Annotated in this window: 11 protein-coding genes; 7 read left to right on the top strand and 4 right to left on the bottom strand. The window is 71.3% G+C overall.

What is annotated here, in order from left to right:
* The 3 genes from JYK18_RS28715 (at nucleotide 1) to JYK18_RS28705 (ending at nucleotide 3,438) form a co-directional block, all read left to right on the top strand.
* Nucleotides 1-861 (top strand): branched-chain amino acid ABC transporter permease, encoded by an 861-nt coding sequence (locus JYK18_RS28715; RefSeq protein WP_206806565.1) that lies wholly within the window; start codon nucleotides 1-3, stop codon nucleotides 859-861.
* A gap of 184 nt (nucleotides 862-1,045) precedes the next feature.
* Nucleotides 1,046-2,746, top strand: a complete 1,701-nt coding sequence (locus JYK18_RS28710) for an ATP-binding cassette domain-containing protein (protein WP_206806564.1) — start codon at nucleotides 1,046-1,048, stop codon at nucleotides 2,744-2,746.
* On the top strand, nucleotides 2,743-3,438 hold the full coding sequence (locus JYK18_RS28705) for an ABC transporter ATP-binding protein (protein WP_206806563.1): 696 nt from the start codon (nucleotides 2,743-2,745) through the stop codon (nucleotides 3,436-3,438). The genes JYK18_RS28710 and JYK18_RS28705 overlap by 4 nt, the downstream gene beginning before the upstream one ends.
* 49 nt (nucleotides 3,439-3,487) lie before the next feature.
* On the opposite strand, the gene JYK18_RS28700 is transcribed toward JYK18_RS28705, so the two are convergent.
* Together JYK18_RS28700 and JYK18_RS28695 are read right to left on the bottom strand one after the other, a co-directional pair.
* On the bottom strand, nucleotides 3,488-4,282 hold the full coding sequence (locus JYK18_RS28700) for an SDR family NAD(P)-dependent oxidoreductase (RefSeq protein ID WP_206806562.1): 795 nt from the start codon (nucleotides 4,280-4,282) through the stop codon (nucleotides 3,488-3,490).
* A 13-nt stretch (nucleotides 4,283-4,295) separates the two neighbouring features.
* Nucleotides 4,296-5,015, bottom strand: a complete 720-nt coding sequence (locus JYK18_RS28695) for an SDR family NAD(P)-dependent oxidoreductase (protein ID WP_206806561.1) — start codon at nucleotides 5,013-5,015, stop codon at nucleotides 4,296-4,298.
* Nucleotides 5,016-5,137: 122 nt separating this feature from the next.
* Between JYK18_RS28695 and JYK18_RS28690 the strand changes: the two genes are divergently transcribed.
* The 4 genes from JYK18_RS28690 to JYK18_RS28675 are packed head-to-tail and all read left to right on the top strand — an operon-like array spanning nucleotide 5,138 to nucleotide 10,051.
* Nucleotides 5,138-7,006, top strand: a complete 1,869-nt coding sequence (locus JYK18_RS28690; protein ID WP_206806560.1) for a primary-amine oxidase — start codon at nucleotides 5,138-5,140, stop codon at nucleotides 7,004-7,006.
* Nucleotides 6,999-7,787, top strand: coding sequence for a molybdenum cofactor biosynthesis F family protein (locus tag JYK18_RS28685; RefSeq protein WP_206806559.1), 789 nt, complete (start codon nucleotides 6,999-7,001; stop codon nucleotides 7,785-7,787). Before JYK18_RS28690 ends, JYK18_RS28685 begins: the two co-directional genes overlap by 8 nt.
* A 3-nt stretch (nucleotides 7,788-7,790) precedes the next feature.
* Nucleotides 7,791-9,422, top strand: a complete 1,632-nt coding sequence (locus tag JYK18_RS28680; protein ID WP_206806558.1) for an amidohydrolase — start codon at nucleotides 7,791-7,793, stop codon at nucleotides 9,420-9,422.
* Nucleotides 9,423-9,463: 41 nt separating this feature from the next.
* Nucleotides 9,464-10,051 carry a TetR/AcrR family transcriptional regulator gene (locus JYK18_RS28675; protein ID WP_206806557.1) on the top strand — a complete coding sequence of 196 codons (588 nt, stop codon included), beginning with the start codon at nucleotides 9,464-9,466 and terminating at the stop codon, nucleotides 10,049-10,051.
* Here JYK18_RS28675 and JYK18_RS28670 read toward each other — a convergent pair.
* Both JYK18_RS28670 and JYK18_RS28665 read right to left on the bottom strand, forming a co-directional pair.
* Nucleotides 10,038-10,973, bottom strand: coding sequence for an alpha/beta hydrolase (locus JYK18_RS28670; RefSeq protein ID WP_206806556.1), 936 nt, complete (start codon nucleotides 10,971-10,973; stop codon nucleotides 10,038-10,040). The genes JYK18_RS28675 and JYK18_RS28670 overlap by 14 nt on opposite strands.
* A complete protein-coding gene (locus tag JYK18_RS28665; protein ID WP_307796107.1) occupies nucleotides 10,970-11,956 on the bottom strand; it encodes a methyltransferase dimerization domain-containing protein in 987 nt (328 codons plus the stop codon). Before JYK18_RS28665 ends, JYK18_RS28670 begins: the two co-directional genes overlap by 4 nt.
* Between the last annotated feature and the right edge of the window lie 64 nt (nucleotides 11,957-12,020).

Below are 12,020 nucleotides of genomic sequence, written 5' to 3'. Positions count from 1 at the left end.
ATGCTGCAAGGCGCACTCGCCGGCCTCGCGGCGGGCGGGCTGTACGCGGTGCTCGCGGTCTGCCTGACGCTGATGTCGCGGCTGGTGCGGGTGGTCAACTTCGCCCAGTCCGCGACCGGGATGTTCGGCTGTTACGTGGCGGTGTTCCTGTCCGTCCAGTTCGGACTGCCGACCTGGCTGGCCACGGTGGCGGGCATCGCGCTGGGCGGTCTGCTCAGCGCGCTGCTCGGCTGGATCATCTCGACGTGGCTCGCCGAGGCCGACACCGGTACCCGGTCGGCGGTCACGGTGGCGGTGCTGCTCCTGTTGATCTCGTTGTCGTTCATCCTGTTCGGGAACAAGCCGCAGCCGTTCCACCCGATCCTGGACGGGCCGGCGGTGACCGTCGGCGGGGTGGTGATCAGCCAGGTCACCGTGGTGACGGTCGCGCTGGCCGTGGTGGTCGCGGTGGCCAGCAAGCTGGTGCTGAGCCGAACCTCGGCCGGGGTCGAGCTGCGAGCGCTGTCGGAACGCCCGACCACCGCCGAACTGCTCGGCATTCCCGCGAAACGGCTCAGCGTGGCGGTGTGGGCGGCTACCGGGGTGGTCAGCACGCTAGTGGTGTCGATCGTGGCGCCGTCGCAGTCGAACGACGCGACCTCGCTGGCGATGCTGGTGGTCCCGGCCGCCGCCGCTTCCCTGCTGGGCGGCTTCCGGCGGTTGGACCTGGCCGTGGCGGGGGGCCTGGGACTCGGCCTGGTGCAGGGCGCGGCGGCCCAGGTGGACGGTTTGTCGGTGGCGCGGTACTTCCTGCCGTTCGGCGTGATCGTGGCGTTGCTGCTGTGGTCGCAACGCAAGGAAGTCTGGGATGCGGCCCGCTGACGGGACGCGGCCGTCCGTGGTGACAGAAGAGGTGCGGAATGACCGAACACCACCATTCGTGGCGACGGCGGAGGTGCCGGATGCGGCTCGCTGACCGAGCACTGCCATTCGTGGCGACAGCGGAGGTGCCCAATGCGGCTCGCTGACCGAGCACTGCCGTTCCCGGTGAAGGAAGAGGTGCCGAATGCGGCTGGTTGAGCGAGCGCTGCCGTTCGTGGTGGCGGCGGTGGCCGTGGCGATCGGGTATGCGCTGAGCGTCGGGCTCGACGGGTACTTCGTGTACCTGGGCATGAGCGCGATCGTCGCGGGGATCTCGTTGCTCGGGCTCGGGGTGGTCACCGGCAGCGCGGGCATGATCTCGTTGTGCCAGCTGACCTTCGGCGCGGTCGGGGCCTGGGTGGTCTCGGCGCTGAACGCGGCCGAGGCCCCCGGCGGCTTCCTGGTGTGGCTGCTGCTCGGCGGGCTCGCCGCGGGACTGGTCGGGGTGCTGGTCGGGCTCCCGGCACTGCGGTTGCGCGGAATCAACCTGGCCGTGGTCACGCTGGGCCTGGCGGCCGCCGCCGATCTCGCCCTGGTGCAACTCCAGTTCCCGGGAGTCGCCTCCGGCCTGTCGGTCGAGCGCCCGGAAAACTTCTCGGACGACCGGTCGTACTTTTTGTTGGCCGTGGTGGTCCTGGTGCTGTGCTGCCTCGCAGTGCACTTCCTGCGGCGCGGGCGCTGGGGCAGCGGCTGGCAAGCGGTGGCGTTCTCCGAACGCGGGACCGCGGCGGCCGGGGCCAGCGTGCGCACGTCGAAGCTGACCGCGTTCGCGGTGAGCGCCACACTCGGCGGCATCAGCGGCGGCCTGCTCACCGGGCAGGTCGGGCTGGCGTTCCCGGCGAGCTTCACCGCGATCCAGTCGCTGGCGCTGTACGTGCTGGCGATCATGTCCGGGGCGCACCTGATCGACATGGCGGTCTTCGGGGCGGTGCTCTGGGTCGGTGTGCCGGAACTGCTCAAGCGCTGGGGAATCCCGCAGGACTGGGGGTTCGTGGTGTTCGGCCTGCTCGGCATCCAGGCGCTGACCAGCGGCGGGAACCTGGGCACCGCGGTCCGGCGGCTGTGGTACCGGCGCTCCCGCGTCCCCGCGACACTCGAACTGGCCGACGGCCTCGCCACGCCCGCCCCGGTTTCGCCCGGGCCGCCGGTACTGGTGGTCCGCGGCTTGAGCGTGCGGTTCGGCGAGGTCGACGCTCTGTCCTCAGTGGACATCTCGGTACCGGAACACGGCGTGCTGGGCGTGATCGGCCCGAACGGAGCAGGCAAGTCGACCCTGGTCGACGCGATCAGCGGCTTCCTGACGAACGCCGAGGGCACCGTCGACCTGGACGGCAAGCCGCTGACCGGTTCGCCGTCGAAACGCGCACGCGCCGGCCTGCGCCGGACCTTCCAGCAGGACCGCGTCCCACCCGGCCTGCGGGTGGAGTCGTACCTGCGGTTCGTCGCCAGGCGACGGCTCACCTCCGCGGAGATCGCCGAGGCGCTGGACTTCTTCGGCTGCCCCGCGGCTCGTACCCCACTGTCCCAGGTGGACGTCGGTGCCCGCAGGCTGGTCGAGGTCGTCGGGCACCTGCTGGCCAAGCCGCGGGTGCTGCTGCTCGACGAACCGGCGGCCGGGCTGCCGCACTCCGAGCACGTGGCCTTCGGCGAACGGCTGCGGCAGGTGCCCGCGCGGTTCGGCGTGTCGGTCCTGCTCATCGAGCACGACCTGGACCTGGTCCGCTCGGTCTGCGACACGATCACCGTGCTCGACTTCGGCCGGGTGCTGGCTTCGGGACCGCAGGCCGAGGTGCTGGCGGATCCGGCGGTGCTCAAGGCGTACATGGGTGAAACGGAGCTGTTGTGAACGCTTTGCGGGTAACGGACCTGACGGTCACGCGCGGTGCGGGCCCGGTGATCTCGGACGTCGGCTTCACCCTGGAACCGGGGCACATCACCGCCCTGGTCGGCCCGAACGGGGCCGGGAAGACCAGCCTGCTGGAGGCCATCTCCGGTGTGGTCCCGGCCGCGGCGGGAACCGTCCACATCGGAGCGGTCGACGTCACCAAGCACTCCAGGGTGGCCCGCGCCCGGCGAGGTGTCGCCCACATCGAGCAGGGCCGCGCGGTGTTCGGCGGCCTCACCGTGCTGGAAAACCTGATGCTCACCGCCCACACCCGCACCCGCGCGGACGAGCTGTTCGACCTGTTCCCGGAACTGGCCAAGCGCCGCGACTCCCCCGCCGCCCTGCTCAGCGGCGGCGAGCAGCAGATGGTCGTGCTCGCCCGGGCGTTCGCCGCCCGCCCGTCCTTCCTGCTGATCGACGAGATGTCCCTGGGCCTGGCCCCGGTCGTGTTCACCCGGCTCCTGCCGATGGTCACCCGCTTCGCCGAGGAAGGGGCCGCGATCCTGCTGGTCGAGCAGTTCACGCACCTGGCACTGGGCGTCGCCCGGGACGCGCTGGTGGTGTCCTCCGGCCGCGTCACCTACTCCGGCGACGCGGCCACCCTCCTGTCCTCCCCCGACACCCTGCACACCGCCTACCTCGGCGGCCGGTGAGGCTGCACGACCGGGCGTGGTAGACGCCCCGGTCGTGCAGCCTCACCCCTTACATCCCAGCCCGCTCGAAAGCCAGCGTGGGCAGATCCACCGCATGTGCGCCGCCATCGGCGACCAGCACCGCCCCGGTGATGTACGAGGACTCCCCCGACCCCAGGAACCGCACGATGGCAGCGATTTCCTCGGGTTCCGCCGGCCGCCGCAGCGGGACTTCGGCGGTGACCCGGCGGTAGCCCTCGTCGTGCCCACCCGTGAAACCCGCCGCCGCCGCGAACTGGTCCATTTCACCGTCCGCCATCGGGGTGCGCACCCAGCCCGGGCACACCGCGTTCGCCCGCACGCCCCGCGGTCCGTAGTCCCGCGCGATCGTCCGCGTCAGGCCGATCAAAGCGTGCTTCGCCACCGTGTACCCCGCCACGTTCGGCCCGGCGAACAACCCGGCCAGCGACGACACGATCACCACCTGCCCGCCGCTTTCCACCAGCGAGGGCAAGGTCGCCCGGCAGAACACGAAGGCACTGGACAAATTGGACCGCAGCGCCAGTTCCCATTCCTCGTCGCCCGTGTCGGTCACCGAGGACAGACCGTGCCCGCCCGCATTCGCCACCACCACGTCCAGCCTGCCGAACCGCCCGATGATCTCCGCGGCCGCGTCCTCCGCCGCCACCCGATCGCTGGCGTCGCAGGCGATGACGTGCGCCCCGGTGTCCGCGGCGACCTCCTCCAACGGCTCGCGCCGGCGGCCGAGCACCACCACGTGCGCACCCTCGGACGCGTACCGCCTGGCCACCGCCGCGCCGATGCCGGTACCGCCACCCGTGATCGCGACAACCCTCTCGTCCAACTCAAAGTCCTTTCTAGGCAGGAAAACCGGACCGCGCGGACACCCCGAAATCGGCGAGCACGGCCTGGCCGTTGACCGTCCGCGACAGCGAAGAAGCCAAGAACAACACCTGATGTGCGACCTCCGAAGCCGCCTGCACCGGGAACTCCGGCGCATCGAGCACCGCACCGAGATCGGCGCGTGCCATCGGCGTGTCCACCACCGACGGGCACACGCAGTTCACCCGGACGCCCGGCAGATCGACCGAGAGCGCCCTGGTCAGCGCGACCACCGCCCCCTTCGACGCGCAGTACGGCACCATGCCGGGCGCACTGGTGAAGGCCGAATCGCTGGCCAGCAGCACCACCGCGCCACCAGCCGCGGTCAGCCGGGGTGCCGCGTGCTTGACCACCAGGAACTGCCCGGTCACGTTGACCGCGAGAACCTCGCCGAACTCGGACGCCGAAGTCTCGGCGATCGGCGCCCCGACCGGCCCCTGGATCCCGGCACAGCCGACGACCACGTCGATCCCGCCGAACTTCCCGGCCACCGCTTCCACCGCCGCGGCCACCGACGACTCGTCCGTCACGTCGGCACGGACTTCCAGCACATCCGGGCCGACGTCCCCGGAGGAGGCCCGGTCCAGCGCGCCCACCCGGGCCCCTTCGGCCAGGAACGCCCGGGCACAAGCCAGGCCGATGCCCGAAGCCGCGCCCGTCACCAGCACGGTCTTGCCCGCGAGATCCAGTCGCATGCCGCCATCCTGCGGGCCCGCGCCCGGCGCCTGGTTGGCCGTCAGTGCACCCTTCTTGTCCGCGACCGCACGGCGCCCACCAGAGCGTTCCGCCGAGTCCGCGAAGACCCGAGACTGCGGACATGCACCCACTCGACCCGCTGACCGCCGAGGAGCTGGCCGCGGGCCGCGCGGTTCTGGACGCCGAGGGCCTGCTCACCGAAACCACGCGGGTCCCGCAGGCGATCCCGGTCGAACCCGACAAGACAGAGCCGGAAGCGCTGAACCGCCGGATCCAGTACACGCTGCTCGACACCGCCACCGGCCGCGCCACCGACGCGGTGGTCTCGGTGACCCAGCGCGCTCTGCTCTCGTGCGAAGAGATCGAGACCGGCCAGCCCGCCTACCTCTTCGAGGAGTACGACCTCGCCGCCGCCATCACCAAAGCCGCCCCGGAATGGCGCAAGGCGATGGCCCGCCGAGGCCTCACCGACCGCGTCGACCACGCCTTCTGCGCCCCGCTCGCACCCGGCTACTTCGGCAGGCCCGACGAAACCGGCCGGGTGATCCGGTCACTGACCTTCCTGCGCGACCACGACCAGGACAGCCCCTGGGCCCACCCGGTCGAAGGCCTCATCGTGCACATCGACCTCACCGAACGCCGGGTCATCCGCGTCGAGGACGAGGGCGACGTCCCGGTCCCGCCCGAGCACGGCCGGTACGGCGACGTCCCGCCCCGCACCACGCTCAAGCCGATCGAGATCACCCAGCCCGAAGGCCCCAGCTTCACCGTCGACGGCAGCGAGGTCGCCTGGGAAGGCTGGCGCCTGCGCGTCGGCTTCAACGCCCGCGAAGGCCTGACCCTGCACCAGCTCACCTTCGGCGGGCGCTCGGTGCTCCACCGGGCGTCGATGCCGGAGATGGTGGTGCCCTACGGCGACACCTCCCCCAGCCGGTTCTGGATCAGCTACTTCGACGCCGGCGAGTACCTGCTCGGCAAGAACGGCAACAACCTGCGGCTCGGCTGCGACTGCCTGGGCGTCATCCACTACTTCCCCGCGTTCGTCGCCGACGACCACGGGCACCCCGTCGAGATCCCGCGTGCGATCTGCCTGCACGAGGAGGACTACGGGATCCTCTGGAAGCACACCGATCTCGACGGCAAAGCCGAGGTCCGCCGGTCGCGGCGGCTCGTCATCTCCTCGATCTCGACCATCGGCAACTACGACTACGGCTTCTTCTGGTACCTCTACCTCGACGGCACCATCGAACTCGAGGCGAAGGCCACCGGCATCGTGTTCGCCGGCGCCGGGCACCCCGGCGAGAAACAACGGCACGCCAACGAGATCGCGCCCGGTCTGTTCGCCCCGGTGCACCAGCACCTGTTCTGCGCCCGGCTGGACATGGCCGTCGACGGAGAACGCAACTCGCTGTTCGAGATCGACGTCGAAGGCGTGCCGACCGGCGAGCGGAACCCGTACGGCAACGCCTTCACCTGGCGCGAAACCCCGCTGCGCACCGAGAAGGAAGCACAGCGCGAGGCAGACCCGGCCAAGGCACGCGTGTGGGAGATCCGCAGTGCGGACAAGACCAACCGCCTCGGCACGCCGACCGCCTACCAGCTCGTGCCCAGGCCGTCGGCCACGCTGATGGCGCAACCGGAATCGACCGTCCACCAGCGAGCGACCTTCGCCACCCACCACCTGTGGGCCACCCCGTTCCGGGCCGGCGAGCGGTTCCCCGCCGGCGACCGGCCGAACGCGCACCCCGGCGGCGCCGGACTGCCCGCGTGGACCGCGGCGGACCGCGACCTCGTCGACACCGACCTGGTGCTGTGGCACGTGTTCGGGCCGACCCACGTGCCACGGCCGGAGGACTGGCCGGTGATGCCCGTCGACTACTCCGGCTTCACCCTGCGCCCGTACGGCTTCCACGACCGCAATCCCGCACTCGACCTCCCCACCGGCTCCGCCGGGCACTGCCACGACGACCAAGGACCGACCCATGCCTGAGCTGACCCTGTCCGACACCTCCACCTGGCTGCCGCTGGACGGCCTGGCGCCCGGGTTCGACGCGAACAAGGCGCCGACCGTCGGGGACCTCCACGGCCGCTCGTACGAGCTGACCTGCGCCGACGGCACCACCTTCGGCGCCTCGTTCACCGGCACCCGGATCGAATGGCGTTACCACGGCTCCGGCACCGACCGGTGCGAGACCTTCCTGGTCGACGACGACCTCTACTACGTGCAGTTCCACCCGCGCGCCCGCCAGGAGGAGGCCTTCACCCTGCTGCTCGACCTGCGCCAGGGCCGCGCGCTGCTGGTGCTCAGCCGGATCGGCGACACCTCGCCGAGGGTCACCCAGACCTTCCTGCCCGCCACCGTGGCCGGGCTCGAAGCCCGCGGGGAACCGCTCGCGCCGAGCACCTCGCTGGTCGGCCGCCGGGTGCTGTGGGTGTACAGCACGGCCCACGCCTACGAACACGTGTACCTCAGCCCGCACTGGTACACCTGGCAGTGCCTGGCCGGTCCGGAGAAGGGGCTCGCCGACACCGACGAGAACTCGGTCTACGAACTGCGGCCGGGGATCTACGTGTTCACCTGGCGCGAGAAGGTGATCCCGTGTGCCTCGGTGACCGTCGCCGATCACCGCGACGCCAGGAACCTGCGCTCGCACGGCGTCCTGTTCGGACTGGACTCGACCGGGAAGACGCCGACCCACTTCACCTTCGGCGCGCACGGCAGGCTGCTCAGCACCACCGTGCACCCGGAAACCTTCGACCCGGCGCGCTGAACCTTGGCCGCCGACCTGATCCTCACCAACGCCACGGTGTACACGGTGGACCCGGGCAGGCCGTGGGCGTCCGCGCTGGCGGTCAAGGACGGCCGGGTGCTCTCGCTGGAGGACCTCGACCGGGGACCGAAGACCGAGGTGCTCGACCTCGGTGGCGCGTTCGTCCTGCCCGGCCTGGTCGACGTGCACAACCACCACGCACTGGCCGGGCGCGCGGCCCTGTTCGAACTCGGGTTCGGCGCGGAGGCGGGCTTCGAGGACATCCTCGCCGCGGTCCGCGCCCAGGCCGGGTCCCTCGGCCCGGACGAATGGGTGGTCGGCGGTGCCTGGGCGTCCACACTGGTCGGAACGCTCTCCCGAACGGAGGCGCGGCTGGCGCTCGACGAGGCGGCGGGCGGCCGTCCGGTCTCGCTCGCCGACGACAGCAGGCACAACCGCTGGGTCAGCACCAGAGCGCTGGAACTGGCCGGGATCACCGCCGCGACACCGGATCCGGCCGGCGGCGAGATCGTCCGCGACCGCGATGGCGCGCCGACCGGCGTGCTGCTGGAGGCCGCGGGCGTCCCGGTCGAGCACGCACTGCGCGCCACCCGGACGCTCACCGACGAGCAGCACGCGGCCGCGTCCCGGCACGGCATCGCCACCCTGCATTCATACGGCGTCACCGCGTTCCAGGACGCCGGGGTCTCCGCCGACATCCTGCGCGCGCTGAAGTCCCTCGACGACGCGGGCGAGCTGCCCGCGTGGGTGGTGTCGTCGCTGCTGATCAACGACCCGATCTTCGGCTTCGACCCGATCGGCGCGCCGCTGCTGGAGGTGGCCGGGCGGTACCGCACCGAGCACCACCGGCCGGACTTCGTGAAGATCTTCCTCGACGGCGTGCCGCCGACGCGCACCGCGGCCTTCCTGGAGCCGTACCTGCCCGACGACGCGCACGGCGCCTGTCACCTCGGCGCGACCACCATGCCCGCCGAGGAACTGGCTGGCTGGCTGCGCACGGCGGCCGAGGCCGGGCTGTCGGCCAAGGTCCACTGCACCGGCGACGCGTCCGTCCGCGCCACCCTCGACGCGGTCGAGAAGGTGCGGGCCGCGGGCTTCACCGAGGCGCGCTTCCAGGTGGCGCACGGCCAGTTCGTGCACCCGGACGACCTGCCGCGGTTCGCCGAACTGGGCGTCGCCGCCGACATCTCGCCGTTCCTCTGGGTACCCGGCGTCATCCCGGCCGCCATCGCCGAGGTGCTGCCGCCCGAGCGGGCCGCGCGCATGCAGCCCAACCGCGACCTGCTCGACAGCGGTGCGCTGGTGGCGGGTGGTTCCGACTGGCCGGTGAGCGAGTCGCCGAACGCCTGGGAGGGCATCCAGGGCCTGGTCACCCGCCGGGATCCGGCGGGGACGCACCCCGGCGCGTTGTGGCCGGAGCAGGCGATCTCGCTGCCCGAGGCGATCGAGTGCTTCACCCTGGCCGGGGCGCGCGCGATGGGGCTCGACGACGTGACCGGCTCGCTGACGCCCGGGAAGTCGGCCGACTTCCTGGTGCTCGACCGCGATCCCTTCCGGACCGACCCGGACCGGATCGCCGCGACGGAGGTGACCGAGACGTGGTTCGCCGGGCACCGGGTGTTCCACCGGGGCTGATCTCCTACACTGGTAGACGAACCAGTGCGGGAGGTGCGCCGATGCCGAAGATCATCGATCACGACCAGCGTCGCAGCGAGATCGTCGACGTCACCTGGGAACTGATCACCCGGGGCGGCATCGAGGCCGCGACGATGCGTGAGATCGCGGCGGCGGCAGGCTTCGCCAACGGCGCGCTCAAGCTGTACTTCCCCAGCAAGGAAGACATCATCGAGGCCACCTACGAGCGCGCGCTCGGCATGATGCGCACCTATGTGGAGCTGGACGAACTGCGCGGGCTGGTGGCGTTGCGGGAGCTGTGCGTGTCGTCGATGCCGATCGACGAGGAGCGCATCGCCGCCGGGCGGGTGCTGCTGACCTTCTGGCAGCTGTCGCTGACCAACCAGAAGCTGCACGACAAGTACCTGGAGCACGTGCGCGAGTGGCGTGGCCTGCTGCACCGGTACCTGACCGAGGGCCGCGAAGACGGCGACATCCTCACCACGACCCCCGACGAGCAGCTGGTCGACGAGATCGTCCTGCTGAACGCCGGGGCGAACGTGATGAGCCTGGTCAGCGGCGAGTTCTCCACGGTCGCACTGCAACGCGCGCACCTGGAGTCCTTTTTCGACCGCCTCACGCGTCCTTGAACACCGCGCGCAGGTAGCCGGCGACCTGCGCGTGTGACCGCGGAGAAGCGGGCAGGTCGGTGTAGAGGCCGTAGAAACCGTGGATCTGGCCCGTGTACCGCGTCAGCTCCACCGGGGTGCCCGTGGCGGCCAGGCGACGGGCGAACTCCTCACCCTCGTCGCGCAGCACGTCGTACTCAGCGGTCATCACCAGCGCCGGCGGCAGGCCGGTCAGGTCCGCCGCCCGCAACGGGAGCAGGTACGGATCGTCCAGTTGCGCCGGATCGGTGACGTACTGCTCGAAGAAGAACCGCATCGCCCCGGCGGTCATGCCGAAGCCCTCGGCGTAGTCCGCATAGGACGCGAAGCCGTCGTCGGGGTGGGCGTAGACCGGGCAGACGAGCACCTGCGCGGCCAGCCTCGGCCCGCCCCGGTCACGGGACATCATCGAGACCACAGTGGACAGGTTGCCGCCCGCGCTCTCCCCGCCGATCGCGATGCGCGCGGGGTTCACGGCCGGGCCCGCGCCACCGGCCGCCAGCCAGTCGACCACGCCGTAGCAGTCGTCGGGGGCCGCCGGGAACGGGTGCTCCGGCGCGAGGCGGTAGTCCACCGCGGCCACCGCGACCTTCGCCGCGTTGCACACCGCGCGTGAGGCGACCTCGTTCTCGTCGATCGAGCCGATCGTCCACCCGCCACCGTGGATCCAGACGAAAACCGGCACCGGCGTCGAGGACTCGGGCAGGTACAGCCGGACGCGCACCCCGCCGGGCACCTGGTGGTCGGTGACCGAGGCGACCGGCTCGACCGACTCCGGGCGCCGCCAGGCGGCGTCGAAGGCGGCCCGCAGCTCGGCGGCGGTCGGCGGCGGCCCGGCCGGGGCTTCGGCCGGGGCACTGCGCGCGAGCAGTTCCCGGACAGCGGGATCGAGGGTCATGCTCACACCGCTTCCGCGACGAGCACCCGCGGGCTGCCCGGCAGGGTCAGCCGGTCGGCCACCCGCCAGCCCGCGTCGGCGAGCCACGCGCGCACCTCGGTCTCCGGGTAGACGACCGTTCCGTCGATCACCAGGTACTCCCCCGCGTGCAGGGCGTCGATCGGGCGCTGCACCTCGTCCTCGTCGAGGAAGAAGTCGAGCAGCAGCAACCGGGCGCCGGCCGCGGCGGCCGCGCGGGCGTGGCGCAGGATCACCGCGTTCTGCTCGGCGGTGAACCGGTGCACCACGTGGTTGACCATGATCAGGTCGAACCGGCCGGCCGGCTGGGCGGTCGCGGTCTCCGCGCCGACCACCTCCGCCCGGTCCGCCAGCCCGGCCTCGGCCACCGCGGTGGTGACCGGCTCGACCGATCGCGGGTCGAACACGAAGGTGGTGTGCAGGTCCGCGTTGGCCGTCATGGCTTCGACCGCGAACGCGCTCGACAGCCCGCCGAAGTCGAGCAGCTTCCGGTACGGCGTGTAGTCGAACGCCGCCGCCAGCATCTTCGCGTGCAGCGCGTTGTAGGTCATCACCCCGTTCAGGAAGGTGCCCCAGCGCTGGTCGTCCATGTCCAGCTCGCCGGGTTCGCCGGTGTCGGCGGTGCGGCCGAACTGCAGCCAGTGCCCGTAGCTGATCTCTTCGAGAAAGGTCAGGAACGGCGCCAGGTCCAGCTCGCCGCCACCGAGATAGGCCGCGGTGTCCGCGGTCAGCTCGTACCGTCCGTCCACACGGGACAGCAGGCCCAGCGCGGACATGGCGTCGGCGAGGATCCTGGTGATGTTCTCCGGCCTGCCGGTCTTGAGCGCCAGTTCGCCGGCGGTCAGCGGACCACCGCCGAGTGCGGCGAACAGCCCGATCCGGCTCGCCGCGAACAGTTGCTTGGCCGCCATGTACCCGACGGCCACGTCCACGATCCGCTCGGGACTCCTGGTGCTTGTCGGCTCGCTCACGAGCGTCCTCCTTCGGCTTGAACCCGACGAGATTCTACAGACGTAGACGAAAGAAGCCAGTGCC

It is taken from the genome of Amycolatopsis sp. 195334CR, from assembly GCF_017309385.1.
Classification (GTDB): Bacteria; Actinomycetota; Actinomycetes; order Mycobacteriales; family Pseudonocardiaceae; genus Amycolatopsis.
The sequence above is the reverse complement of the archived record's forward strand: the minus strand, read 5'-3'. Positions and strand labels throughout refer to the sequence as shown.

What these genes read in the sequence shown, in the direction of transcription:
- JYK18_RS28715 (WP_206806565.1), top strand. Translation starts at nt 1, where the DNA reads ATGCTGCAAGGCGCACTCGCCGGCCTCGCGGCGGGCGGGCTGTACGCG.
- JYK18_RS28710 (WP_206806564.1), top strand. Translation starts at nt 1,046, where the DNA reads ATGCGGCTGGTTGAGCGAGCGCTGCCGTTCGTGGTGGCGGCGGTGGCC.
- JYK18_RS28695 (WP_206806561.1), bottom strand. Translation starts at nt 5,015, where the DNA reads ATGCGACTGGATCTCGCGGGCAAGACCGTGCTGGTGACGGGCGCGGCT.
- JYK18_RS28690 (WP_206806560.1), top strand. Translation starts at nt 5,138, where the DNA reads ATGCACCCACTCGACCCGCTGACCGCCGAGGAGCTGGCCGCGGGCCGC.
- JYK18_RS28685 (WP_206806559.1), top strand. Translation starts at nt 6,999, where the DNA reads ATGCCTGAGCTGACCCTGTCCGACACCTCCACCTGGCTGCCGCTGGAC.
- JYK18_RS28675 (WP_206806557.1), top strand. Translation starts at nt 9,464, where the DNA reads ATGCCGAAGATCATCGATCACGACCAGCGTCGCAGCGAGATCGTCGAC.